The 23,256-nt window shown below is 62.9% G+C and carries 32 protein-coding genes, 6 tRNA genes and 1 pseudogene; 16 read left to right on the top strand and 23 right to left on the bottom strand.

Annotated features, from left to right (window positions below; all coding sequences use genetic code 11):
* The 5 genes from QC818_RS15235 (at position 1) to QC818_RS15215 (ending at position 636) form a co-directional block, all read left to right on the top strand.
* A tRNA-Gly gene (locus QC818_RS15235) sits at positions 1-75 on the top strand.
* 113 nt (positions 76-188) lie between these two features.
* A tRNA-Glu gene (locus QC818_RS15230) sits at positions 189-264 on the top strand.
* A gap of 27 nt (positions 265-291) precedes the next feature.
* Positions 292-366: transfer RNA gene (locus QC818_RS15225), tRNA-Gly, on the top strand.
* Between the two features lie 93 nt (positions 367-459).
* A tRNA-Glu gene (locus QC818_RS15220) sits at positions 460-535 on the top strand.
* Positions 536-561: 26 nt separating this feature from the next.
* Positions 562-636: transfer RNA gene (locus QC818_RS15215), tRNA-Gly, on the top strand.
* Between the two features lie 378 nt (positions 637-1,014).
* On the opposite strand, the gene QC818_RS15210 is transcribed toward QC818_RS15215, so the two are convergent.
* Positions 1,015-1,572: a Yip1 family protein gene (locus tag QC818_RS15210; RefSeq protein WP_309653711.1), complete on the bottom strand. Its 558-nt coding sequence runs from the start codon at positions 1,570-1,572 to the stop codon at positions 1,015-1,017.
* 150 nt (positions 1,573-1,722) lie between these two features.
* Here QC818_RS15210 and QC818_RS15205 point away from each other — a divergent pair, with 150 nt between their 5' ends.
* From QC818_RS15205 to QC818_RS15180, 6 genes are all read left to right on the top strand, one after another.
* Positions 1,723-2,664 (top strand): ABC transporter ATP-binding protein, encoded by a 942-nt coding sequence (locus QC818_RS15205; protein WP_309653710.1) that lies wholly within the window; start codon positions 1,723-1,725, stop codon positions 2,662-2,664.
* Entirely contained in the window at positions 2,661-3,434 is a 774-nt protein-coding gene (locus QC818_RS15200; RefSeq protein ID WP_309653709.1) for an ABC transporter permease, read from the top strand. Before QC818_RS15205 ends, QC818_RS15200 begins: the two co-directional genes overlap by 4 nt.
* Positions 3,435-3,436: 2 nt before the next feature.
* Positions 3,437-4,273, top strand: a complete 837-nt coding sequence (queF, locus tag QC818_RS15195) for an NADPH-dependent 7-cyano-7-deazaguanine reductase QueF (protein WP_309653708.1) — start codon at positions 3,437-3,439, stop codon at positions 4,271-4,273.
* A 78-nt stretch (positions 4,274-4,351) separates the two neighbouring features.
* On the top strand, positions 4,352-4,912 hold the full coding sequence (locus QC818_RS15190) for a nitroreductase family protein (protein WP_309653707.1): 561 nt from the start codon (positions 4,352-4,354) through the stop codon (positions 4,910-4,912).
* Between the two features lie 2 nt (positions 4,913-4,914).
* Positions 4,915-5,418 carry a YiiD C-terminal domain-containing protein gene (locus tag QC818_RS15185; protein ID WP_309653706.1) on the top strand — a complete coding sequence of 168 codons (504 nt, stop codon included), beginning with the start codon at positions 4,915-4,917 and terminating at the stop codon, positions 5,416-5,418.
* Between the two features lie 112 nt (positions 5,419-5,530).
* Positions 5,531-5,618, top strand: a tRNA-Ser gene (locus QC818_RS15180).
* Between the two features lie 92 nt (positions 5,619-5,710).
* Here the strand turns inward: QC818_RS15180 and QC818_RS15175 are convergent.
* The 14 genes from QC818_RS15175 to QC818_RS15110 all read right to left on the bottom strand — a co-directional run bounded on the left by QC818_RS15175 (position 5,711) and on the right by QC818_RS15110 (position 13,445).
* Complete coding sequence (locus tag QC818_RS15175) at positions 5,711-6,877, bottom strand: tyrosine-type recombinase/integrase (protein ID WP_309653705.1); 1,167 nt, start codon at positions 6,875-6,877, stop codon at positions 5,711-5,713.
* Between the two features lie 132 nt (positions 6,878-7,009).
* Complete coding sequence (locus QC818_RS15170; protein WP_309653704.1) at positions 7,010-7,426, bottom strand: hypothetical protein; 417 nt, start codon at positions 7,424-7,426, stop codon at positions 7,010-7,012.
* 29 nt (positions 7,427-7,455) lie between these two features.
* On the bottom strand, positions 7,456-7,740 hold the full coding sequence (locus QC818_RS15165) for a hypothetical protein (protein WP_309653703.1): 285 nt from the start codon (positions 7,738-7,740) through the stop codon (positions 7,456-7,458).
* Positions 7,737-8,087: a hypothetical protein gene (locus QC818_RS15160; protein WP_309653702.1), complete on the bottom strand. Its 351-nt coding sequence runs from the start codon at positions 8,085-8,087 to the stop codon at positions 7,737-7,739. Before QC818_RS15160 ends, QC818_RS15165 begins: the two co-directional genes overlap by 4 nt.
* A gap of 3 nt (positions 8,088-8,090) precedes the next feature.
* The gene (locus QC818_RS15155; protein ID WP_309653701.1) at positions 8,091-8,363 is read right to left on the bottom strand and encodes a hypothetical protein; all 273 of its coding nucleotides are present in this window, start codon (positions 8,361-8,363) and stop codon (positions 8,091-8,093) included.
* Positions 8,344-8,568, bottom strand: a complete 225-nt coding sequence (locus QC818_RS15150; protein WP_309653700.1) for a TraR/DksA C4-type zinc finger protein — start codon at positions 8,566-8,568, stop codon at positions 8,344-8,346. Before QC818_RS15150 ends, QC818_RS15155 begins: the two co-directional genes overlap by 20 nt.
* Before the next feature lie 3 nt (positions 8,569-8,571).
* Positions 8,572-8,961, bottom strand: a complete 390-nt coding sequence (locus QC818_RS15145) for a DUF7673 family protein (protein WP_309653699.1) — start codon at positions 8,959-8,961, stop codon at positions 8,572-8,574.
* Positions 8,958-9,290, bottom strand: coding sequence for a hypothetical protein (locus QC818_RS15140; RefSeq protein WP_309653698.1), 333 nt, complete (start codon positions 9,288-9,290; stop codon positions 8,958-8,960). The genes QC818_RS15145 and QC818_RS15140 overlap by 4 nt, the downstream gene beginning before the upstream one ends.
* 34 nt (positions 9,291-9,324) lie before the next feature.
* On the bottom strand, positions 9,325-11,991 hold the full coding sequence (locus QC818_RS15135; protein WP_309653697.1) for a toprim domain-containing protein: 2,667 nt from the start codon (positions 11,989-11,991) through the stop codon (positions 9,325-9,327).
* A 59-nt stretch (positions 11,992-12,050) separates the two neighbouring features.
* Positions 12,051-12,440, bottom strand: coding sequence for a hypothetical protein (locus tag QC818_RS15130; protein WP_309653696.1), 390 nt, complete (start codon positions 12,438-12,440; stop codon positions 12,051-12,053).
* A gap of 50 nt (positions 12,441-12,490) precedes the next feature.
* Positions 12,491-12,757, bottom strand: a complete 267-nt coding sequence (locus QC818_RS15125) for an ogr/Delta-like zinc finger family protein (RefSeq protein WP_309653695.1) — start codon at positions 12,755-12,757, stop codon at positions 12,491-12,493.
* Positions 12,754-12,948 carry a hypothetical protein gene (locus tag QC818_RS15120; protein WP_309653694.1) on the bottom strand — a complete coding sequence of 65 codons (195 nt, stop codon included), beginning with the start codon at positions 12,946-12,948 and terminating at the stop codon, positions 12,754-12,756. Before QC818_RS15120 ends, QC818_RS15125 begins: the two co-directional genes overlap by 4 nt.
* Positions 12,949-12,985: 37 nt before the next feature.
* The gene (locus tag QC818_RS15115; RefSeq protein WP_309653693.1) at positions 12,986-13,189 is read right to left on the bottom strand and encodes a hypothetical protein; all 204 of its coding nucleotides are present in this window, start codon (positions 13,187-13,189) and stop codon (positions 12,986-12,988) included.
* A gap of 40 nt (positions 13,190-13,229) precedes the next feature.
* On the bottom strand, positions 13,230-13,445 hold the full coding sequence (locus QC818_RS15110) for a hypothetical protein (protein ID WP_309653692.1): 216 nt from the start codon (positions 13,443-13,445) through the stop codon (positions 13,230-13,232).
* Between the two features lie 42 nt (positions 13,446-13,487).
* Between QC818_RS15110 and QC818_RS15105 the strand changes: the two genes are divergently transcribed.
* Positions 13,488-13,811 (top strand): hypothetical protein, encoded by a 324-nt coding sequence (locus QC818_RS15105; RefSeq protein ID WP_309653691.1) that lies wholly within the window; start codon positions 13,488-13,490, stop codon positions 13,809-13,811.
* Here the strand turns inward: QC818_RS15105 and QC818_RS15100 are convergent.
* Positions 13,744-14,073, bottom strand: a complete 330-nt coding sequence (locus QC818_RS15100) for a nucleoside/nucleotide kinase family protein (RefSeq protein ID WP_309653690.1) — start codon at positions 14,071-14,073, stop codon at positions 13,744-13,746. The genes QC818_RS15105 and QC818_RS15100 overlap by 68 nt on opposite strands.
* 94 nt (positions 14,074-14,167) lie before the next feature.
* On the opposite strand from QC818_RS15100, the gene QC818_RS15095 reads away from it, so the two are divergent.
* The 3 genes from QC818_RS15095 to QC818_RS15085 all read left to right on the top strand — a co-directional run bounded on the left by QC818_RS15095 (position 14,168) and on the right by QC818_RS15085 (position 17,423).
* Positions 14,168-14,830 (top strand): XRE family transcriptional regulator, encoded by a 663-nt coding sequence (locus tag QC818_RS15095; protein WP_309653689.1) that lies wholly within the window; start codon positions 14,168-14,170, stop codon positions 14,828-14,830.
* Positions 14,831-14,856: 26 nt separating this feature from the next.
* Positions 14,857-16,287, top strand: a complete 1,431-nt coding sequence (locus QC818_RS15090) for a P-loop ATPase, Sll1717 family (protein ID WP_309653688.1) — start codon at positions 14,857-14,859, stop codon at positions 16,285-16,287.
* Positions 16,288-16,355: 68 nt separating this feature from the next.
* On the top strand, positions 16,356-17,423 hold the full coding sequence (locus QC818_RS15085) for a helix-hairpin-helix domain-containing protein (RefSeq protein WP_309653687.1): 1,068 nt from the start codon (positions 16,356-16,358) through the stop codon (positions 17,421-17,423).
* A gap of 105 nt (positions 17,424-17,528) precedes the next feature.
* Here the strand turns inward: QC818_RS15085 and QC818_RS15080 are convergent, their stop codons facing one another.
* Genes QC818_RS15080 through QC818_RS15070 form a run of 3 tightly spaced genes read right to left on the bottom strand, consistent with a single transcriptional unit; the run spans position 17,529 to position 20,104 of the window.
* Positions 17,529-17,984, bottom strand: a complete 456-nt coding sequence (locus QC818_RS15080; protein WP_309653686.1) for a very short patch repair endonuclease — start codon at positions 17,982-17,984, stop codon at positions 17,529-17,531.
* 40 nt (positions 17,985-18,024) lie between these two features.
* Positions 18,025-18,834, bottom strand: a complete 810-nt coding sequence (locus tag QC818_RS15075) for a hypothetical protein (protein ID WP_309653685.1) — start codon at positions 18,832-18,834, stop codon at positions 18,025-18,027.
* Positions 18,824-20,104: a DNA cytosine methyltransferase gene (locus QC818_RS15070; protein WP_309653684.1), complete on the bottom strand. Its 1,281-nt coding sequence runs from the start codon at positions 20,102-20,104 to the stop codon at positions 18,824-18,826. Before QC818_RS15070 ends, QC818_RS15075 begins: the two co-directional genes overlap by 11 nt.
* 310 nt (positions 20,105-20,414) lie before the next feature.
* On the opposite strand from QC818_RS15070, the gene QC818_RS15065 reads away from it, so the two are divergent.
* Positions 20,415-20,768, top strand: a complete 354-nt coding sequence (locus QC818_RS15065; RefSeq protein WP_309653683.1) for a LexA family protein — start codon at positions 20,415-20,417, stop codon at positions 20,766-20,768.
* A 72-nt stretch (positions 20,769-20,840) separates the two neighbouring features.
* Here the strand turns inward: QC818_RS15065 and QC818_RS15060 are convergent, their stop codons facing one another.
* From QC818_RS15060 to QC818_RS15050, 4 genes and pseudogenes are all read right to left on the bottom strand, one after another.
* Entirely contained in the window at positions 20,841-21,284 is a 444-nt protein-coding gene (locus QC818_RS15060) for a hypothetical protein (protein WP_309653682.1), read from the bottom strand.
* A gap of 99 nt (positions 21,285-21,383) precedes the next feature.
* Positions 21,384-21,548 (bottom strand): annotated as a pseudogene (locus QC818_RS18405) (HNH endonuclease); the annotation flags it as partial.
* Between the two features lie 226 nt (positions 21,549-21,774).
* Positions 21,775-22,794 carry a phage late control D family protein gene (locus QC818_RS15055; RefSeq protein WP_309653681.1) on the bottom strand — a complete coding sequence of 340 codons (1,020 nt, stop codon included), beginning with the start codon at positions 22,792-22,794 and terminating at the stop codon, positions 21,775-21,777.
* Complete coding sequence (locus QC818_RS15050) at positions 22,791-23,234, bottom strand: phage tail protein (protein ID WP_309653680.1); 444 nt, start codon at positions 23,232-23,234, stop codon at positions 22,791-22,793. Before QC818_RS15050 ends, QC818_RS15055 begins: the two co-directional genes overlap by 4 nt.
* Positions 23,235-23,256: the final 22 nt, after the last annotated feature.

The raw sequence follows: 23,256 nt of genomic DNA, 5'->3' as shown, positions 1-23,256 counted from the left end.
GCGGGAATAGCTCAGTGGTAGAGCATCGCCTTGCCAAGGCGAGGGTCGCGAGTTCGAATCTCGTTTCCCGCTCCATTCAGTCTTCGGGCTGATGGGTTTAGAGCAGGGCCTGCGAGGGTCGCGAGCTGGTGCGCCAGCCCGGTCGAATCTCGTGTCCCGCTCCAGTCGCTCCCTAGGGGTGATGATGCGTCCCATTCGTCTAGTGGTCTAGGACACCGCCCTTTCACGGCGGTAACAGGGGTTCGAACCCCCTATGGGACGCCACTTCCGGTTTTCGACAATGCGAGACCTGCGGGAATAGCTCAGTGGTAGAGCATCGCCTTGCCAAGGCGAGGGTCGCGAGTTCGAATCTCGTTTCCCGCTCCATTCAGTCTTCGGGCTGATGGGTTTAGAGTAGGGCCTGCGAGGGTCGCGAGCTGGTGCGCCAGCCCGGTCGAATCTCGTTTCCCGCTCCAATGCGTCCCATTCGTCTAGTGGCCTAGGACACCGCCCTTTCACGGCGGTAACAGGGGTTCGAACCCCCTATGGGACGCCACTTCGCATCGTCCTCCTTCCTGTAGAGCGGGAATAGCTCAGTGGTAGAGCATCGCCTTGCCAAGGCGAGGGTCGCGAGTTCGAATCTCGTTTCCCGCTCCATTAAAGATATTCAAAGTATCCGTGCCAGGCCAAGGCTCGGGTCACGATCCGGTGTGCCGGCCCAGCGGCAGGCCGCCCCGTCGAATCTCGTTCCCCGCTCCATTCGATGATTTAGCCTTATCTAAAGGGCCAAGACGAGCCTCACGAGCCGGTGAGCCAGCCCTGCGGAAGGCCGCCCCGTCGATCTTGTTTCCGCTCCAAGATTTCGATGTGCTGGAAGCTGTAAGGCCAAGGCTCGGGTCACGACCCGGTGTGCCGGTCCAGCGGCAGGCCGCCCCGTCAAATCTGGTGTCCCGCTCCACTCGATGTCAGTGCCTCAAGCGATCAGGCCAGGGCGCACGCCGCCAGCGCTGGGCGTCGGCGCTTGTCCAGGCGAGCCTAGAAGGCCCAGACCATGGCCAGGAGCAGGCCCCAGGCCATCACGCCGACGGCCATGACCGCGTAGGTGATCGACATCGCCTCCACGTCTTCCGGGATGCGGCCAAGGCCGCGCAGGCCGTGGTAGACGATGCCGCAGGACAGGGCGAGGGCCCCCAGGGCGAGCGCCGCATTGAACGTCAGGCTGGGAATGACGAGCCCCAGCGGCGACAGCCACAGCGGTACCGGCGCCAGGGCGGCCAGGCGATAGGCGTCGTCGAGCGCGAGACGATGCGTGCCGCTGTTGGCGATCTGGTGAATCAGCCCGCCCATCACGGCGAAGGTCAGCAGTTCGGCGAGGAAGAGGATGGTGGTGATGAATCGCCACGACTTGTCGCCGAAGCCGGCGAGTAAGGCATCGCCATGGTGGGTGCCCGCATAGTAGAGCATCAACGGCGGCACCAGCGACAGGGGCGCCACCACCCCTAGGATCAGTCGATTCAGCGGGGGTCGTTGTTCGCGCAGGGCGTCCCAGCGCGGCGTGGAGAACGGCAGTCGGAGCCAGACGAGCGGTGACATGGCATACCTCCTGACAACGATGGCGCAGCTTTTTTAGATATCGTGCAGTCGGCCCGGGCTGTCAAAGTCGCGTCCCAGCTTGAAGGCAAGACCCTATGCCCCCATCTAGAGGGGCTTCGACGACATTCACCCGATCGCACAGGACTGCTCATGGCCGAACCGGCGCTGTCCATTCGTGGCCTGACCAAGGTCTACGGCAATGGCTTCCATGCCCTCAAGGGCATCGACCTCGACGTTGCCCAAGGCGATTTCTTCGCCCTGCTGGGGCCCAACGGGGCAGGCAAGTCGACCACCCTGGGCGTGGTCTGCTCGCTGGTGCAGAAGACCGCCGGCAAGGTCTCGATCTTCGGCATCGACATCGACACCGACTTCGCCCGCGCCAAGTACCACCTCGGCGTGGTGCCCCAGGAGTTCAACTTCAACCAGTTCGAGAAGGTCATCGACATCGTCCTGGCCCAGGCCGGCTACTACGGCATGCCGCGTCGCGAGGCGCTGCCCCGCGCCGAGCAGCTGCTGCGCGACCTGGGGCTGTGGGACAAGCGCAATGGCAGCGCCCGGATGCTCTCCGGCGGCATGAAGCGCCGGCTGATGATCGCCCGGGCCCTGATGCATCGCCCGAAACTGCTGATCCTCGACGAGCCCACCGCCGGGGTGGACATCGAGCTGCGCCGCAGCATGTGGGACTACATGCGCCGCATCAACGAGGAGGAGGGCACCACCATCATCCTCACCACCCACTACCTGGAAGAGGCCGAGAGCCTGTGCCGGCACGTGGGCATCATCAACCACGGCGAGATCGTCCGGAATACCGGCGTGCGCGAGCTGCTCGCCGAGCTGGACACCGAGACCTTCCTGCTCGACCTGGCCCACCCGGTCGAGGCGGCGCCCGAGATCCCCGGCTTCGATGTCAGCAAGGTGGACGACGCCCAGCTGGCGGTGATGGTGCATCGCGGCCAGCGCCTCAACGCCGTCTTCGAGGCCCTGGGCGAGCAGGGTGTCGAGGTCATGTCGATGCGCAACCGCGCCAACCGGCTCGAGGAGATGTTCGTCTCCATGGTGGAAGGCGGCCAGAACACGGAGGTTCGCTCATGAGCGCCACCCAGATCGCCATCGCCCTGTGGACCCTGGTGGTCAAGGAGATCAAGCGCTTCACGCGGATCTGGCCGCAGACGCTGCTGCCGCCGTCGATCACCATGACCATGTACTTCATCATCTTCGGCAACCTGATCGGCTCGCGCATCGGGCAGATGGACGGCTACAGCTACATGGACTTCATCGTCCCCGGGCTGATCATGATGGCGGTGATCACCAACAGCTACTCCAACGTGGCCTCGAGCTTCTTCTCCAACAAGTTCCAGCGCAGCGTGGAGGAGATGATGGTCTCGCCGATGCCCAACTGGGTGATCCTCGCCGGCTTCGTGTTCGGCGGCATGGCCCGGGGGCTGGGCGTCGGGGTGATCGTCACGATCGTCTCGCTGTTCTTCACTCGCCTGGAGGTGGCGCACCCGCTGCTGACCCTGGGGGTGGTGGTGCTGACCGCGGCGCTGTTCGCCATCGGCGGCTTCATCAACGCCCTGCTGGGCAAGAAGTTCGACGACATCTCCATCGTCCCGACCTTCGTGCTCACGCCGCTGACCTACCTGGGAGGGGTCTTCTACTCGATCTCGCTGCTGCCGGCCTTCTGGCAGGGCGCCTCGATGCTCAACCCCATCCTCTACATGGTCAACGTCTTTCGCTACGGCTTCCTGGGCGTTTCCGACATCCCGGTGGGCTGGGCGCTGGCGGCCATCCTGGGCTTCATCGTGGTACTCTTCGCCATCGCCCTGTGGATGCTCGAGAACGGCAAGGGCATCAGGAGCTGAACATGACGCACGACCGTCCCGACACCCTCGCACACGCCCCCCTGGGGCGCGAATCCGCCTACCCGGAACACTACGACGCCGGGCTCTTGTACCCGATCGCCCGCGCCGCCAATCGCGCGCCGCTGGGCATCGAGGAGGGCGAACTGCCGTTCGTCGGCGAGGACGAGTGGCACGCCTTCGAGCTCTCCTGGCTCAACGCCCGGGGCAAGCCCATCGTCGCCGTGGCGCGCTTTCGCCTGCCGGCGGACTCGCCGCGGCTGATCGAGTCCAAGTCCTGGAAGCTCTACCTGAACGGCTTCAACCAGACCCGCTTCGCCAGCCAGGGCGAGGTGGAGGCGACCCTGGAACGCGACCTCGCCGAGGCCGCCGGGGCGCCGGTCTCCATCGAGCTGTTCGGCGTCGATGACGCCGAGCTGGCGCCGCGCCGCCTGCCCGGCGAGTGTCTCGACGACCGCGACATCGCGGTCGACGACTACACGCCGAGCGCCGAGCACCTGAGCGTCGGCGACGAGATCGTCGAGGAGACCCTGCACTCCCATCTGCTCAAGTCCAACTGCCCGGTCACCGGCCAGCCCGACTGGGGCAGCGTGCTGATCCGCTATCGCGGCCCGCGCCTCGAACGCGACGGCCTGCTGCGCTACCTGATCGGCTATCGTCAGCACCAGGACTTCCACGAGCACTGCGTGGAGCACATCTTCATGGACCTGATGGACAAGGTGCGACCCGAGCGGCTGCTGGTGCTGGCACGCTACGTGCGCCGCGGCGGGCTCGACATCAGCCCCTGGCGCGCCACCCCCGGCGAGCGGCCGCCGACGCCGCTTCGCCTGGCGCGACAGTAGGCCCGGCGCGACAGGGATCCGGCGACTTGGTAGAGTGCCGAGAACCCTTCTCGTTCGACTTCAGGCAAGGAGATCCCGATGGATGCGATGACGCTGCTGCATGAACGCAGCTCCATGGGCAAGCTGATGGGGCCGCCGCCCTCGCCAGAGCAGCTCGGGGCGATGTACCGAGCGGCGCTGCGCGCCCCGGACCACAAGGAACTGCGGCCCTGGCGCTTCATCGAGTTCTCAGGCGAAGGGCTCGACCGCCTCGGTGAGCTATTCGCCGAGGCCGAGTTCCGCGAGGACCCCCATGCCGAGGATGCCGTGCTGGCCGCCGCCCGCAAGAAGCCCAAGCGCGCGCCGATGATCATCGCCGTGATCGCCAAGGTGACGCCGGACGAGCCCAAGGTACCCCGGGTGGAGCAGGTGATTTCCGCCGGCTGCGCCGCCCACGGCCTGCTGCTGGCCGCCCATGCCCAGGGGCTTGGCGCCATGTGGCGCACCGGCAAGTACGCCTTCGACCCCACCGTCCGCAAGGGCCTGGGGCTCGCGGAGGACGACGAGCTGGTGGCCTTCCTCTACCTGGGGCAGCTGGGCGGACGCCATCGGCCGCTCCCCGAGCACGACATCGACGCCTTCGTCGAGCGCTGGGACTGAGCATGCGCGAGATCGGCATCCCCCATCCTCGCCTACCGCTGCCGCCGGCGGGCGGGGAAGACGACATGGAGGCCTTCCTCGCCTGGCTCGGCGAGGCGATTCCCATGGTCGGCCACCTGGGCATCCAGTCGATGCGCCGTGATGACGAGGCCCTCGAATGGCGGCTGGCGCTGTCGCCCAGCCTCAACGACAAGGGCACCGGCTTCGGCGGGGCGCTCGCCGCCCAGACCACCCTGCTGGGCTGGTGCTGGACGACCCTCTGGCTGCGTCGCCATGGCCATGACCGCGACGTGGTGGTCGCCGAGGCCGGCCAGCGCTTCCTGGCCCCGGTGACCGGCGACTATCGGCTGGTCTGCACGCCGGAGGTCGAGGATGGCCCCGAGCGTCTCGCCGATCGCCTTGGGCGCCGCGGCAAGGGGCGCATCGCCCTGGTGCAGCGCCTGTGGTGCGGCGAGACCCTGTGCCTCGAGGCCCGCGGCGACTATGCGGTGCTGCCGGCCCGCTGACCCGACCGGGAAGAAATCCAAAAAACGGCTTGCATTCGTGTACTTATGTCGATAATATACGCCCCGTTCTTGAGCGGAAGGCAGCGCGCCCGCAGCGATGGAACCACAATGCGGAGGGGTGTCCGAGTGGTCGAAGGAGCACGCCTGGAAAGTGTGTAAGTCGAAAGGCTTCGAGGGTTCGAATCCCTCCCCCTCCGCCACAGAATTTTGAAGGGGAATCAACATCTTATGTTGATTCCCCTTCTTCGTTTTTGGCCTTTGGGAACGGTTTTGGGAACAATCCTGGGAATGCTTATAGATCCAGGAGCTTCTCGATCATGGTCGGCACGTCCTGCCCGTCGGCATGAATCCATTTGCCATACCGCCGCTGAATCATGGTGATGCTGGAGTGGCCGACGTGGTTGGCGATCCAGTGAAGTGGCACCACGCCGAGCGACAGCATCTGACTGATGAAAGTGTGCCGGCACTGGTTCGGGCCGCGGTATCTCACTCCCGCCTTCTCCAGGTGAGTCTTCCAGAAGCGCTGCCGGATCGCGTTCTCGTAGAACGGCTTCCCGCTCAGTGAATTCAGGAATACTAGCCGCAGCTTCTCTTCCCGGATGGTCCGATTGTCCCGATCGACGACCTGGTACGTCTGCGCCGGCAGATGTCCTGTCATCTTGAACTGCTCCTGGAGCGCTTCCCGGGCTGGCTTCAGCAGGTGATGGACGCGCGTCGAGCGCTTGGTCTTCGTCACCTTGAAGCGCCCGCGCACCACCGCCCGCCGGTAGCGGATGATCCCTTTCTCGACGTCGAGCACGTCCTCCCACGCCAGCGCTTGTGCCTCGGAGATCCTGGGCCCGTCGTACATCGCGAATTTCATCAGGTTGAGCTCCTGAACGCGCTTCGTCGGCGTCTCGAGGATCTTCTGGATCTCCGCTTTCTCGAACGGGTCCGGGTCCTCGTCGTCTGGCAGCCGGATGTTGATGCCCAGGGTGGGATCGAAGGCCTTCTTGTTGCGGGTGGCATAGAGCCGGAAGGTCTGTCGCATGATGCTGACGATCTCCTTGATCGTCTTGTTCGACAGGTGCTTCACCAGGTCCTTCTGGATCCAGTCCTGGAGCTCGATGTGGTCGATCGAGTCGGCCTGTTCGTCGCCCCAGCGCGGGCGCACATGCGTCTCGGCCTTGGAAGCGGTCGCCCGATAGCTCGAGTAGGCCAGCTCGTTCTTCTTGATCGCCAGCCACAGGTCCAGGTAGAAGCCGAAACTGCTCTCGTGCAGCCGCCGTGATTCGGGGAAGTGCCGGGCATAGTCGAAGGTGCCGGCCTCGATCTCGTAGTTGATGATCGTCACCAGCCGCTTGGCATGCTCGAGCTTTCGCTCCGTGGCCTTGCCGGGGAGCGGCTCCCGGCAGAGCTCTCCCTGCCAGCGGAAGTAGACGCGCACGGTATTGCCCCGCACCTCGACGCCGTCTGCCATGTGATCCTCCTTTACTGTATTCACATACAGTCTAAAGCAGTCTTCGACATGTTGGCAGGCGTGGATGCACGGTGGTTTTATACCGTTATCGATGACCTCGGCACGTGTTTCCCGAGCACCTTGGGCGCTGGGCTAGATCTTGCCGAGTTGGCGGGCTTGCCAGCGTGAGAAGCGGTTATAGATCCTCAGGAAGATCTCAGCGGCTTGAGGGTTGGTGTCCAGCTCCGACGAGGTGCGCACGCCGCATGCCTGACAAAGCCAGTCGCGTGCCTGCAGGCCGTCATGGGTCCCATCAGGGCATTCCCTCTCTGTCTTGCCGAATTTCTGGCGCTGACGCTGATCCAGGTAAAGAGGGAAGGCGTCCCCTCGACACATTTCTGCGGCTAGGGCGGCGACGCTATCTTCTGGCCGGACATTCGTGGGTGAGACAGCCTTCATCTCGCTTTCTTCGGGCTGGATGCGTGCTCCAAGCAGCCGTTCGAATACCGGGCGCACTTCGGGATGGTTCAGCGCGCTGTCCTGCGGGACTTTGAATGGGTTGCGTGACATGGCCCCTCCCTGGCGATCCTGAAAGGGCACTATAAGGTCTGGACTCGCCAGCGGCCATAGCGCTGGCGGATGCCCTGGAAGGTGTCGGCAGCCTGTCGGTCGTGATCCAGCTCCGCGCGGCTCTCGATGCCGCAAGCAGCACAGAGCCACTCGCGTGCATCCTGCTCGTTGTGCGTTCCGTCGGGCAGCTGGCTCTCTGTGAGGCCGAACTTGTGGCGCCGGCGGCGATCCAGGTAGAGCCGGAAACGCTCATCTCTGCACAGCATGGCGGCTTGGCGGGTCAGCGGCCCGCCCTTAGTGGTGGCCTGAGTCATGGCGCCACCCCCTCCCAATGAGCGCCATGTTGCTCAGAATGAGGGTTATGCTTCCGTTCCTGAGCAGTATTTTGCCCATCCTCCGCCATCTGCGCTCTTTGAATCGCGGCGTCGCGCTGGCACTGCACATGCAGCAGTTCTTCCTCGGCTTCCCGTGCCCGCACCGCCAGCTTGTCGCGCTCGACATCGCCCTCCACGATCCAGGCGCTCAGCTGGCTGTTCTGGTTCTCGAGCTCGGCGAGCTGGGCACGAAGCCCAAGCACCTCGCGGGCCAGGCTGTAGCTGGTGCGGCTAGCCGCCATGGTGGCGGCCTCGTCGGCTTGGGCGTGGTTCTTGATGCTTCCCATGGCTCAGGCCTCCTGCTCGAATTCAACGTGGATCGGGAAGTCGCGGAACATGGTCGCAATGCCTTCCTCGGCCGCTGCCAGGTCGGTCTTTTCGAACGCCTGCTCGGCCAGCTTCCAGCCCTGGTCGTCGTCCTCGAAACCGATCGCGAACGAGCAGACGCCGAGGTTCTTCGGCTGCACGTAGAAGCGCACTTCTGGGGTGTGGTCCTCGTGGTGCGTGTCGAGCTTGGCGAGGATCTGGCCGTACTTCGGGGACTCAAAGAGCTTGGCGAACATGCTTGTTCCTCCCTTCGCGAATGGACTGGCACTCGATGCAGGTGGTGGCCCAGGGCGCGGCCTGGCGGCGGGCCGCGGGGATCTCGTCGCCGCATTCCTCGCACTCGTCGTTTTCCGCCTGGGCGCTTGGCAGGCGGTGGTGGGCGAGGGCGCCTTCCATGCGGCGTTCCATCATTTCGGTAGCGATATCGGCGTTGTCGGCCATGGTTCAGTCCTCATCCTTGTGGGTTTCGATCATCCAGAAGCGCTGCATCAGGCGGTCGCCGTCATCCAGGTACTCGTGCAGCTCGCGGCCGGTGTAGGTGGCCCATTCGATGACGACCAGGGCGGCGTCCTGGAGGTCCCGGTCGATCACGCGCAGCCGGGTGAGCTCCAGCGGCCACTCGGGGCCGTTGTAGACGGCGAGCAGCAGGCGGCGGCAGTGGTGGCTCTGGCCGCTGTCGCCCTGGGCGACCTGGGCCAGTCGGTTCAGCGCCGTGGGGCCGAGCTTCTCGACCCGTGCTAGGCGCTGTTTGGCGTCGGTCTCGACGGCGAGCATGGCTTCCAGGGCCTGGCGGTTTCGCTCGCTCAGGCGCTGGGTGAGGTTGGGCATGGTCATGGTGTGCTCCCTGCGTGGTGGGCTTGCGGGCCTGCCCGGCGGGCATGGGGCGCGGGCAGGTGGTCGATGGCGATGCCGAGCTTGTCGGCCACGTGGTCGAGGCCGGCATCGGTGAGTTCGGTGCGGCCGTAGTGGGTCCAGCCGCAGATGGGGTGCCAGTAGGTGCCGGTGGCGACGATCACCAGATTCACGCGGCCCCGATACGGGCCGGCGGGCAGGTTGTCCGGCCCGAGCACACCGGCCTGGCGCAGCCGGCGGGCCAGGGTGTTGCGGCCCAGGTTGAGCAGCGGGGCGGCCTGCTCGAGGGTGTAGGTGCGGCGGTGTGGCATGGCGGTCTCCTTCCTCTCCCGGTCAGGCTTGATCTCAGGCTTCAAACACCCAGCACTTCACGCTGGTGTTGCCCAGGCGGATCTGGCTCCGCACGGTGCGGTTGGCGTCGACGAACTTTCGGGTCTTGCTGGACTTGAGGTAGCGCTTCAGCTCGCGCACCTCGGGGATGCGCAGCTTGTAGTCGGCGCAACGGCGCTCGAAGTCCTTGAGGTTGATGGCCACCAGGTCGCTGCTCTTGCCGTAGTGGTTAAGCACCGGCTCCTCGGCGAGCCCCTCGAGGTACTCGACGGCCTCCCAGAACTCGGCGACGAGCGGGTGATCGGCGTTGATGGACTGCTGGCGTTCGCGGGCCATCTGCCACACGTGGCCGCAGGCCTGGTCGATGGTCTGGGCGTCAAACAGGCCCAGCCCCCCGGGGCCCAGGCACTCCACCAGGGCCATCAGCTGGCCGTGGCACTTGGCGATGCGCAGCACCTTGATGTCAGGGTCTTCGGCGATGCGATCGGCGTATTCGCGGGCGCGATCGGTGATCCGCTCGAGCAGCTCGGCCTCGCGTTTGGCCACGTCCAGGGCGAACTGGCTGACGTGCTCGAGCTCGGCCTTTTCCAGCGCCTCGGCCAGCGCTTTCGTCTGCGGGTTCTGGCCATCGCGGGTGAAGTGGAGGTGGCAGATGCGGGTCTGGATCGCCTCGCCGGCCTGCACGGCGGCGTTCTGGCTGATCACGATGCTGCCGCGGAAGGGCGGCTCGTAGGTGTCGTTGCCGCCGTTCTTCACGCCGCGGGCGCGGATCGAGCGGCCGTTGAAGGCGGTCTTGAGCTCGTCCCAGTCGAACTGCTTCTGCTTGGCACCGTCGCCCTGGTCGCGGTCGGACTCGATCAGCACCACCGGCAGGTTGGCGACCTGGGCGAAGTTGCGGGAGCGGGCCGGCATGGTGGCCTTGCTGGGGTCGAAGCCCTCGTAGTCACGCCGGCCGACCAGCTTCCACAGGAACTCGATGAGGGTGGACTTGCCCGCGCCGGCCTCGCCGACGATCTCCAGGAACGGGAAGCTGCCCATCGCGCCGCGGATCTGCTCGGCGAGCAGGCTGCCCAGCCAGTAGGCTGTGGCTACCACGCCCTTGGCGCCGAAGGCGCCGAGCAGCTGGCGGGTCCAGTCGGTGCGGTAGGCGTCACGGTCGGGGTTCAGTTGCAGGGTGACCGACTGGCTCAGCGTCTTGAGGTGCTTGGTCGGGCTGAGCTTGAAGTAGTCCTCGGCGTTGATCGGCACCACCTTGCCGCCGGCCACGGCGAGGTCGCCGAACACATAGGCCCCGTGCTCCTTGCTGTAGCCGATGTAGTCGATCGTCTCGACCGTCTTGATGTTGCCGATCTGGTCCTGGAGCAGGGTGTCGAGCTGCTGACTCGTGCCGGTCCATACCGCGCCCGGGGCGACGCCGAGCAGGCGCTTCTTGTACTCGCTGGCACTGGCCAGCTGGCCACCGCTGAAGGTGTTCTTCACCGGCGCTCGGCCGTCGGGGAATTCGATGCGGTAGTAGTACCAGCTCTCGTCGGTAACGGCGTTGGCCTGGTAGTAGAGCGCCGTGGGGAAGCAGGTGCAGATGCGCTTCACGCTGCCGGCCTGTTCCAGGGCGGCGTCGCGCTGGGCCGGGTCCAGGCTCTGCTGGTCGTCGCCGTCGGCGCCCTCGGCGCGTACCGCACGGTCGAAGGCGTCCACGTCCAGCTTCCACCACCAGATCTGGCGCTTGTACTCGAACCAGCACTCGCGGCGCTCGGTGCGCTTGTAGAGGATCAGCGCCTTGGCCATGGCTGACGGGGCCAGCAGCAGGTCGCCGTGATAGCGGTAGGTGGCGTAGTGCTCGTCGGTGAGCTCGCCGCGCTGGTGGGCGTCGTTCCAGTCGTGCTGGCCGCCGCCGGGGATCTGCGCGGCGCGGCACTCCCAGCCCTCGGCCCGGGCGCGCTTCACGTGCCTGAGGGTGGCGGTCTGCCCGGCGCGGTTGCTGTCCAGCGCCCACACCAGGGTGGGGCGGGCGCCGCCCTCGGCGTGGGCGGCATCGGCCAGTGCCTTGAGGGCGTGTTCGGGGTAGTTGGCGCAGCTCATCGCCGACACCGCGGCCTTGCCGTGGTGGTAGTGGGCGATGGCGTCGAAGATGCCCTCGACGATCCATACCTCGTCGCCGGTGGCCAGGTCGGCGGTGGTCAGAGCCGGCGGCTGCCAACAGTAGCCCTTGTAGGCGCCGGCGAAGTTGGCCTTCTGCTTGCCGAAGCGCTCGGGCCTGTCGAGCAGGCGCTCCCAGTAGGCGCCGCCGGGCAGGGCGAAGCGCACCGTGGCGGTACCGCCGATGCCCGGTTTCCAGTAGCTCTCCTGGGTGTACCAGCCGCGGATGCGCTCCAGCTCAAAGCCGCGGCCGTCGCGCAGGTAGCCGTCGGCCACCGGCGTGGTGCTCTCGGCGCGGCGCTCGGGCAGGTCGTAGCGTTCCGTCCAGCTGGAGAACAGCTCCGGGAACAGCGCCTTCACGTGCACCTGGCTGCCGCAGTGGTTCTCGCGCCCGCACTTGAGCATCCACGGCTGCTCGGCCTGGATGAAGGCCTCGCGCTTGCCGCACTCCGGGCACTGCACTTTCTGCAGGTAGTCGCCCCGGTCTTCGGCGCGAAAGTCGCGTTTCAAGCGCGCAACGATGTCCTGGCGCAGCGATGGATTCACGCTGAGCCTCCTCTGAATCGTGAATAGGAAGCGGAGAGAGGGCGGCTGGCCGCCCGGGGTCAGTGCTCGAGGACGATGGGCCGCTCGCGGTGGCGATCGACGACCGTGGCGCGGTCGTCGCGGCGGGCCTGCTCGAGCAGCTGCACCAGGTCGGTGACGGTGAACACCGCCGGGGTGCCGTCCTCGGTGCGAAGCACCACCACGTGCGAGGTGCAGGCGTCGACCTCGATGCGAGCACGCTGGTTGGTGGCCTCGAGGTCGGCGTAGGCCTGCACGGCGATCAGCTCGGCGCGCTCCTCGGGCATGTCGTGCACGGTGACCAGGTGCTCGACGCAGTTGGCCAGCGCGGTGACGCGGTTCTCCCAGCGGTCGCGGAACAAGCGCGCGGCGGCGATGTTGTGCGGGTCCTGGTGCTGGGCGATGGCGGTGACGTTGCTCATGGCATCCATGTGGCGTTCCTTCCGTAATGGGGTGGCTCGTGGTGTTCGTTTGCGATGGGTTACGCGCTGGCGGTGGACGGCTGCGACATGACCAGCTTCCGCAGGCGCGGCACGAACGGCAGCGACACCGACGGGTTGGGGATGTCGCTGGGCGCGATGGTGTGGGTGATCTCGATCGACGCCTTGCCACGCCAGCCGCAGTCCTCGTTGCGGCACTCGAAGACCGCCTCGCGATACACCGGCGTGAGTCCCTGGCTCTTGCGGATGCGCAGGTTCTGGCCGCAGTGCGGGCACGGGATACGTGGGCGGATCGGGGCTTCGCTCATTGATGACCTCCTTGTGAGTTCACGGGGTAGAGGGCTCGGCCGCGGCCGGTAAGCCCCTGGGCGCCTCGGCGAATGCGCCGGCGCAGCAGCCACTCGGCGGCTTGCTCTCGGGTTTCCAGGCCCTGCTGCTCGCGAATGGCGTCGAGCACGGCCGTCATCTCCTGGTCGAGCTCCATGGGTTGTTCCGGCATGGGGAACCTCGAATGCACGGTGGATGTGGTGCTGGGTTTAGCCCGCGCTGGCGGCGATAGTGTCGGTGAGCGCGGCGAGGTCGACGCCCAGCACCTCCTGGGCCTCCTTCATCATCATCTGGCGCATCACCTCGGCCTTGGGCACGCCAAGGTAGTTGGCCAGCGCGGTGATCACGTCCTGCTCGTACTGGTCGAGGTAGACGGTGGACTTGGTGCGAACGCGTTTCGGGTCCTGGTACATGGCGGAGTTCCTTATGCGGCAATACAGGACGATGGAGAGGTCAGGACCGAGCGGCCTGTTCGGTTTCGGCTTCGTATTGCTCGAGGCCCTTGAGCAGCAGCAGGCGAGAGGTGGCGGAAAGCGAGCGCATCTCCAGTTCGGCGATGCCTTCCAGGCGCTGCCGCTCGGTTTCCGTGAGGTGGGTCATCACCGGGCGATTACAGCCTTTCGGCGCCCGGCTCACGGTGGGGTGAGCGATGGTTTCGGGATGGCTCATCGGTTAGGCTTCCTTAATGGAGTGAAAGACAAAGGCGGTGTCATGGCAGTGGATGCAAACCGACTGTGGGAACGCCTTCGAGAGCAGCCGGCTGATCAAGCATTGGCGATTGCCGACCTGTTCGCGCTGGGCTGCCTGCTGCGCCTTCAGGGGCATTACAAGGCCGGCAACACCGCCGTTGAGACGGCGCTCAAACTGGTTCGCGGCAGCGGCAATGCCAGCTACTGCGATGCGCTGTATGCGGCGCTTCCGGGCAATGAGGCGCTGTTCGCGCATCAGGTGAATGCGCATCTCGAGATCAATCATCTTGTGCGTGCGCAGGCTGAGCAGAACGCGGATCTTCCGTCAGCCGAGTGCGAAGGGTGATCGGGTGATGCTTTTCGTAGCGACGGATGGCATCCAGCTCCCATGCAGCGTCGATGCTGTCCAGCGCCACACCGGCGATGGTGGTGGGGCTGGGGTTGATGTCGGAGCGATCGGCATCCTCCAGGGCAACGGGAAAGCCCTGCTCGCTGAGGTAGCGGCCGAGGATGTGAAGGAGCGAGGACTTGCCCGCGCCGGTGATGCCGGAGATCTCGATCGTGATGGCCCGCGGGTCGCGGGCCTGGGTAGACGCTGAGGTGGCCATGGCAGTGGCTTCCTTCGTTGATGAACGTATGTGCATTTCAGAGTGAAAGCTAATGCACGAATGTGCATTTGTCAAAGGGACTGAAGGAGTCCGTGTGACGATCCATGAGCGTCTGAAGGAAGAGAGGCTGCGTTTGGGCCTATCTCAAGATGAGTTCGCTGCTCTTGCAGGCGTGTCAAAGCGTGCACAGGCGAACTATGAGAAGGACCGGAGCCCTCAGGCGGACTACCTCGCAGCCTTGGATAGCGAGGGGGTAGACACCCACTACGTGCTGACGGGGCGTCGGAGTGATGATCCAGCCCAGCCCGAATTCGAGACGTCCGGGCTCTCGGCCAGTTCAGGGCTATCACCCGTGGCGATGTACGACATCGAGGCTGCGGCCGGCGATGGCCGTTCGCTCGAGCGGGAAGAGGTCGAGTCCACGCTGTACTTCCCCACCGAGCAGCTCGCCGCCCAGGGCCTCGATCCGGCCCAGGTGGTCGGCATCAAGGTCCGCGGCGACTCGATGGACGGCACCCTGGCCGACGGTGACTGGGTGCTGGTGGACCGCAGCAGCCGCGACCCTCACCCGGAAGGGGTGTTCCTGCTGCTCGTTCACGGCGAGCGGCGCATCAAGCGTGTGCAGCGCGTCGCCGGCGGCGCCTGGCTGCTGATCAGCGACAACCCGCGCTACGAGAAGGAATTGATCAAGCCGCAGGACATGAAGGACGTGGAGATCTTGGGGCGGTGTGAGATTCGGATTGGGCGGGTTAATTGATACAAGATGGTTGAGACTTATTTTTTATGGAATTGAATAGTATTTTATGGGGCGATGATAGCGCTGAGAAAGATGAAAATCTTCTTTCTTATTTTGTTGATACTGACAGTTATGGCCGGCTCTTTAGAAAATCAAAGTTTTTAGTTGTAGGTCGGAAGGGATCAGGGAAAAGCGCTCTTAGGAAGAAGTTGGCGAATTCTTTTGATCAGCAGAAAGATGTTCATGTAGTCAATATCACGCCTAGCTACTCATCGATAAGAAATATTGTTAATGAGGAATCCTTTAGTGAAGGGTTTGGTGAGGAAATTTTCTTTCAGCATAGTTGGTTGAGGCAGATAATGCTGGATAGCCTTTCCTTGCTTGGCCATAAAGCAAAAGGAAAGTATACCGCAAATAGCATGGAGTTTGCCCGAGGGGTTTCAGTTGAGCTCAATAGAACATCCAAGGATTTGGTTGAAAATATTTCGGATGTTTTGTCGAGAGTTAAGCTTAAGGCCGGGAAGCTAGGAGATCTTGGGCTTCAGCTAGAGAAAGAGTTGAGAGCAGTCGCGGAAGTTGATGCTTTAGAGCATCATTTGACTTCAATTGCAGAGTCAGGGGCTGAGATTGTCATCATGGTTGATGACCTTGATCTTGGCTGGGATAATTCTGAAGTCTCAAATAATATGCTGTTAGGGCTGCTCGCAGCAAGCTCATACCTGATGGCTCTTTCTAGGAATATTCACGTCTTTGTGTATCTTAGAGAGGATGTTTATTCGATTTTGATGAGCAAGACTCAGCATTCTGATAAATATCGAAATGTTGAAAGGATTAGGTGGTCTAAGGGTTCGTTAATAAACCTCATGGAGCGGAGGATTAATTTTAATATTGAGCAGGCTGGTGAGGAGCCTTCAGACAGGCCGTTTTCGAAAGTTTTTCCAGAAACTGTAGGGACGCATAATACGGATAACTGGCTTGTCGAAAGAACTCTTTCAAGGCCAAGAGAGCTTATCCAGATGGCTAGGTTCTACACCGAGGGACTTCAAGGTGATAAGCCTGATAGTGAAGTCCTGAAGGCTTGTGAGCCCACTTATTCATCTTGGAAGCTTGATGACTTGTGTACTGAGTATTCGAATCAATATCCGAACCTTTCGACTATTTTTTCGTTTTGGAAAACAAAGTTTTTCAGGAACAAGTACCACCTTAAGCGCGACGAAGTCGATGAGATGTTGTTTCAGGTTTTTTCTGAAGCTGAAGTTAATCAGTCATGGTTTAATGATATTGCCGATCAGGCAGATTTTGAGAGCTTTCTTCATATATTGTATGAGATTGGTTTTATAGGTGACTTTGTTCAAGGTGGACAAGGAGGTAGTAAGACATTTTTCTCATACTCAGATCGGCATGAGCCAAGATTTGAGGAGGTGCAGATACATCCTTGCTTTAGGAAGTCTGTTAATACAGTGGAAAGGATGAGGTGAGTCTTTTTAATTCGTTTATTCTGGGAATTTTTTTGTTTTTTTGAATGTACATTGGAGTCGATGGAACGATGAAGATGACAAGGACGCTCACCGCGGTGGCCGTTTCTCTGGGGATGGTCCAGGCGGCACAGGCCGATATCACGATCGGTAGCTGGAACCTCAAGCATCTGGGCTGGAACAACGACAAGAGCCTCGCAGACGTTGCCGCCGTCGCACAGGGCGCCGATCTGTGGGCGCTTCAGGAGGTGATGGACGAGGCGGCGGTCACACAGCTTGAGCAGGAGCTCGAGCAGCAGACGGGCGAGTCATGGAGCTCGATGACTTCACACGAGGTCGGGCGCAGTTCCTACCAGGAGAGCTACACCTATCTGTGGCGTGACGCCGCCGTGGCGTATACCCAGGGCGCCGTGGTGTACCTGGACCCGGGCAACATCTTTGCGCGCGAGCCTTTCCTGGCTGAGTTCCGCGATATTGAAAGTGGGCAGGAAGTCGCGTTGGCCACCGTGCACATCGTTTACGGTGACAACCAGGATGACCGCACGCCAGAGATCCGCGAGCTCGAGGCGATCTGGAACTGGATGCCGGAGGTCTACCCCGACACGCCGCGCATCATCGCTGGTGACTACAACCTTGCGCCGGATCATTCTGCCTGGCAGTCGCTGCGCGACCAGGGCGCTCAGCCGGCCATTACCTCAGGGGCGACCACGCTCAGCAAGAGCGACGGCGACTACGCCAACCTCTACGACAATCTCTGGTTCGATGAGACGGCGCTTGATGTGACGGGCAGCAGCATCGTGCGCTTCCCGGAGCTGTTGGGCATGGACCACGAGACAGCGCGTGATGTGGTATCCGACCACGCGCCGATCTACATCACCCTCGGAGATGCCAGTCCTGGTTTCGTCTCCGTGGCGCCGGCCAGTGACGACGTTGCTGGCAGCGCCAACGACTGCATAGATCTCAACACTGCCTCCGTCAGTCAGCTCGATGAGCTGCCGAATGTCGGCCCGGCCCGCGCTCAAGACATCATCGACGGCCGTACCTGGGAATCCGTGGATGAGCTGGTCCAGGTGGACGGCATTGGCCCGGCCCGCATGGAAGAGATCCGCGACAGCGGCCAGGTCTGCAGCCTGACTTGATGATGAGCCCTTCGGGGCTCTCTGCTGGCCAGGGACGGCCGGCTTCAGGGTTTTCACCTTCCTCTGCTACCGCCATCTGGTGATCCATGGCTTCGGAGGAAGCGCTCAGCGCCGTTTAGGTGGCACGCTCGGCCACTCTTCGCTCTTGGCTTCGCCGCGGATCGCCGTTTCCAGTTCGCCCAGTCTGTCTTGGCAAAATCTCAGCCCGCATTGCCAGACGACGAGCGTTCTCCAGCCCGCCTCGATCAGCTCACGTCGCTGTCGCCGATCACGCTCGATGTTCCGCTCGAACTTGGCGCTCCAAAAATCGACGTTCGATTTCGGCATGCCGGCGTAGGCGCAGCCCGGGTGGCGGTGCCAATAGCAACCGTGCACGAAGATGGCGAGGCGGTACTTGGGCAGCACCAGATCTGGCGTGCCGGGGAGGTCTTTGCGGTGGAGGCGAAATCGATAGCCGCGCTTGTGAAGGTAGCGGCGCAGCGACATTTCAGGGCCGGTGTGTTTGCCGCCGACCGAGGCCATGATCCTGGAGCGGGTTCGGTTGTCGACGTGGTCGATCAAGAGGCCTCCTCGCTCGTAGGGTGGCGGCCGGCGGCAGCGCTCACTCCATTCTGGCGTAGACATCGAGATCGGTGGAGGAAATCTCGTTCGATGGCACGAGCTTGTAGTGCTTCTCGCGCACAACCTTGATCTCGCTGTCGTCCACGGTCAACTCGAACATGGCAATGCGGTCGTCTTCCATGAACTGCGCGGAGACGGCGCGGCATATCAGGTTCGGAAACCTCTGCTCACAGCAGCGGATATCCTGCTCGGTCTGGGTGACGCCGTGCTTGTCATTGCCACCCTTGGCCTGAACGGGGACAACGTACTGCTGACCGTTGCTGTTCACGCCTACGTAGATCTCGTCGATCTCGATTTGACCAAGGTTCTTGACGGTCGTGCGCAGATGATTTTGGAGCGAGTAGGCGGCGATGCCCAGGAAGACGTCGATCAGCCGGTTGTAGCGTACCTTGGCCAGTAGAGCCTGCTCATCGCCGAGGGCGTTGGCGCCGATGATTTCCGGCGTGGCATCGGGAATCTTGACCGTCACGAGATCTTCGCGAGGGACGATCCGGCTCAGCTTCGCTTGCTTGAAGCGGTACTTCGCTCTGCCCGCACCTTCGATGATCCACTCCAGGCCTGGGCTGGCTGTAGCCACAATCTCCTCAGGCAGATCTTTTCTATATCTGAAAGAGTAAACCACATCGCCCAGATTGCCGGGCCTCGGAAGTTCGAGTTCGGCTGCAGCCTGAGCTATCTCGTCTCTTTCAAAGATAAACTCATCGCTACCCGGTGAGTAATGGCTTTTGAAAATGTGCGATATTATAAGCTTGTAAAGCTCATCCTTGCTTGTTTTCTTCTCACCCGACATCGGCTTTATCCCTTACCACCTTCTTCGGTGTGCTCTTGCGCGTTCTCTGCGCGATGGTGTCGTGCGGCACGCCGAAGTATCCGGCGGCATCGCCCATGTCCATGTAGAGGAACTCGGCTTCGTTGAGCTCGAGCTTCTTCCGCGGCTTCCTGGGCGTTTCGCCCAGGGCTTGCATGATCTGGCCGGCGACCGCTCTGCCGAGCAGGGGCGGAACGCTGTTGCCGATTTGGCGAAAGCCGTGCCACTTGGTCGAGTGCAGGCGGAACCAGTCCGGGAACGAATGCAGTCGTGCCGCTTCGCGAACTGTGATCACGCGAGCGAGGCTCGGGTGAATCGGGCGAGGTGAGGTGAAGGCGCCGCGAGCGCTATCCGTGCCGGCGCGCAGGGTGTTGCACAGCCCGGCCGGATCGAGCTTTCGGAACCGGCTGACGGGCTCGGTCTTGCCCGGCTCAGTGGAGGAGAAGCGGCTCTTCGAGAGGTCGGTATGCTCCGTTCGCAGGCTCGACGACAGCAAGTCGGGGTCGTGGATGCGCGGATAACTGTAGTCGCCAGGGTCGCGCTCGAGGCCTCTGAGCCGCCGCCCGTATGTCGATTCGGTGGTCCATTCGGTACGCACCGCATCCGTCGCTTTCAAGTCCTCGAAGGTGTTGGCGTCGGGCAGGTCGCCGATGGCATCCCAGACGGTGGCACCTTCCTTCAGCGGTTCCGGGTAGGTGGGCGCCGGCAAGCCTTTACGTGCGCCCAGCAAGAACAGACGCTGGCGAGACTGCGGTACGCCGTAATCCGAGGCATTCAGCACCTGGTAGGGCATGACGACGTCGTAGCCAGCCTTGTCCAGTGCCGAGATCATTTCATCCAGGAATTTGCGGTGCTTCCCCAGCGTCAGCCCCTTGACGTTCTCGAAGACGCAGTACTTCGGCTTGAGCTCCTCGACCAGCCTGACGTAGTGAGACGCCAGCTGGTTGCGGGGGTCGTCGAGGACCCTTTTGCCGATCATGGAGAAGCCCTGACAGGGAGCCCCACCGAAGACAACGTCGACTTCTCGGTTACCGATCTCGGCACGCTTGCGGATTTCGTCGCCCGTCATGTCGATGACACTGGCGCAGATCGCTTTCGAGTGAGGGAAGTTGTACTCGTGGGTCGCACAGTGGATGGGGTCGATCTCGACGGCCGCGGCCACGTCGAAGCCGGCTTGCTCGAAGCCGAGGGACATGCCGCCTGCGCCGGCGAAAAGGTCGATGCCGATGGGGCGTTTGCTGGAATTCTTCATCGATCCGAAGACTCACTCTCAATTCTGCGGCTGTCGCGCTGTGCGGCGATGCAGCCGATAGCCCGCGGTGGGGCGCATTCGTTCCGTATGGGGTCGGTACTATACCGATCCGTACCCGTGGATGCAGTCGCTGTCGGTTGGCTACTGAGTCTGCATACCGGTGCCTCTTGTCAAAGACTGTTGGTTTATACAGTATTCGACAACAGCACACCCTTAGGCAAACGCTAATGTGAACAACGCGCCGGGGTCGCAGGCGGCCGGGCCCGGCATGGCGCGGCTGGTGGCAGGATCACGAATTGGCAGGGACGACATGCGAGTGAACTACCTGGGCCCGGCGTGTCTGGGCATCGACCACCCCGCGCTGGACGGCTACGACCTCTCGCGCTTCCGCCCGAGCTGCTACCTGGTGGAGGTGAGCGAGGACGCCGGCGTGGGCGGCCCGCTGATGGAAGGCGACCTGCTGGTGGTCGACGAGCAGAAGCCCGCCCAGCACGCCGACCTGGTGGTGGTGGAGCTGGACGGCGAGCAGCGGCTGTTCAGCAGCCACCGGATCGGTGGGCGGATGCGGCTGATGCCCACCGCCGGGCCCTGCGAGTCGATCTGGGCGAGGCAGTCGGATCTGAGGGGCGTGGTGGTGAGCCAGGCGAGGAGGTATGGGTGGTGACTCATTCAGGGCCCGATCATGCGGGCCCTTGGAAAATGCTGATGATTACTGATCAAAGAGTTAGGTCGCTCATTAAGAATTGTATACCAAGTTTTGAAACTCAAGATAGTTCTCTCGAAAGCTTTGCATGATGCTTCTGACTGGGTCTTGGTATATATGCTCACCTGTAACATCGGTTACGTATGCATTGTCTATATGGTTTATTCCATTTCTTGTTTTTTTATTTAATTCATGCATAAGCTGGCTCGCTAGTCTGAGGATTTCCTCTTGTTTCATTTTATATTCAGGGTTGAAGCACCAGTAGTCCTTGGTGTTGTCCCAGCCATGAATACCAAATCCCATGCCCACAAAGCCAGCCTCTCTTACCAAACCATCAGTGATATATCCTATCCTTGCAGCACTGGGGCCGTTATAGAAAATGTAACCATGTACTTCATCGAAAAGTTGTCTAACCTTTTCTAGGAAATTTCTTGCGCGTCTTAGCTCATCTGGTTTGGAGTTGCCTCCTGCACTCATGTCATGCTGCAGGAAGTTGCTTTGGAAACGCTGAATTGCCTGGTTCTTCCACCCATGAAGTAACTCTGGAGAGTAAGCGTGTTGCAGCCTGTCTACTTTTCTGTGGCAGCTTGGGCACAGCCAAATTCCGTTCTCATGGCTGTTTAAGTACTCGGGTGGTATGTCTTGGCGGTACCTGGCGTCTTGTCTTTTCTCTGAGTATATATGAGCGGCGTCGCCTCCATTAAATATTCCTTGGTGTCGGCTCGGGGTTCCGGTCTCCACCGCGCAGTGAGGAGCAGAGCAGCGGCCACCAACTTGTCCGGCTAAGAATTCTCGAGTATCAGGATGGAAGGGCACAAAAAATCCTTGTTGCTTAGTTGGAGTCGGCTGGCGTTATAGAACGTCATCATAAAGCGTCGGCAAAAAGGCTTTTTTCTTTAGGGCTATGGAAGCCAGTTTTTCATGCTGTGTCCAGCGCGGTCACTGAGTGCGTGGCTATCTTCGGTGATCAGCCAGCCGCAGCCCCCTTCACCTCACATTGCACCCGCGTGCCGAAGCCGCTGTCGCCCAGGGAGTGCTCCACCTCGGTGACCAGCCAGGGCGTGGCGTCGATCTCCGGCTTGAAGCCGCTGACTCGCAGCGGTGACTCGGGCAGCACGTCCGCACGGCCGTGGGCCATGGTGAGCTCGAACTCGGCCAGGCCACGCTGGATGCGGCGCCACTCGGCCCGGGCGGCGTCCAGGGCGTCGGCCTCGCTGGCGTGGGTGGGGCGCATCTGCTTGGCGTTCTCGTCGCTGCCGGTGAGCACGCTCTGGCGCTCGGCGCCGTCGGTATCGTTCCAGAAGGCCTTCACGCCCGTGTAGGCGTCGCGGTCGGTGGTGCTGTAGCGGTGCTGGTCGCCGTCGCGGCGGGCCAGGGTAACGCCGGGCATGGCCAGGCCGCTGGCGGTCTGCGCCTCGCCGGCCTGGGTGAACAGCAGGCGCCCGCTCTTGATGGCAGCGATGGCATCGAAGCGCTCGCCGAGCCGGGTCAGGAAGTTCAAGTCGCTCTCGTCGGTCTGGTCGATGTGTTCGAGCCGCGTGTCGGCGAGCGAGCCGCCGACGACCGGCGCGAGGCCGTGGCGCTGGGCGATGGTGTCGACGATCTCGGCCAGGGTGTGGCGGTGCCAGCTCTGGGTGCGCTTGCCGGGCAGCTCGCCGCGCAAGTCCGTCGAGCGGGCGCGGATGGTGAGCCTATCCGGCGTGCCGCTGTGCTGCACCTCGTCGACCGTGAACAGCCCCTTGTCGATCAGCCCCTCGTCATGCCAGCCGAAGGCGACCGCCAGCTCGGCACCGCGGCGGGGCAGGGCGAGGGCGCCGTCGTGGTCGGCCAGCACGATGTCGAGCTGGTCGGCCTCGAGACCGCGCTGTTCGCGCAGCGTCAGGCGGATGAGGCGGCCGTTCACGCGCGGGGTGATGTCGGTGCCGCCCAAGGTGATGCGGTAGCCCGGGCGCCGGTAGCGGCGGGCGGTGGCGTCGGCGTCGGTCATACGTAGGCTCCCGCCAGACGGGCGGCCGCGGAGGTGGTGAGGCTGCCGATCAGGTCGGTGCGGGCGTCGTCGACGTGCTCGAGCTGCAGGGTGAACTCGATCTTCGCCGCGGCGCCGTCGCGGAAGAAGGTGCTCGAGGTCTCGTCGACGCGGGTGATGACCCACAGCCCGTATTGCTTGCCGGTGCCCTCGACCAGCGGCCAGGCCTGGCCCTGGTCGGCCATGTCGCGGATCTCGTCCAAGTCGACGCGGCCGCCGGTGAACTCGGGCAGCAGCGTGCCGGAGAGGGTGATGCTGTCGTCGCCCGGGCCGATGAACTGGTGCGCCGGGCGGTCGCCGACCCGCGACTGGCTGGGATGGCGCCACTGGGTGGAGCGGCGGAGCTGCTGGTAGGGCACGCTGCGCGTCTGGAAGACGAACATGCCGAGGGCCATGAGCATGGCGGAGCCTCCTGGTGGTGGG

Source organism: Halomonas koreensis (genome assembly GCF_031451675.1).
Taxonomy (GTDB): Bacteria; Pseudomonadota; Gammaproteobacteria; order Pseudomonadales; family Halomonadaceae; genus Halomonas; species Halomonas koreensis.
This window is presented reverse-complemented; position numbering and strand designations above follow the sequence as displayed.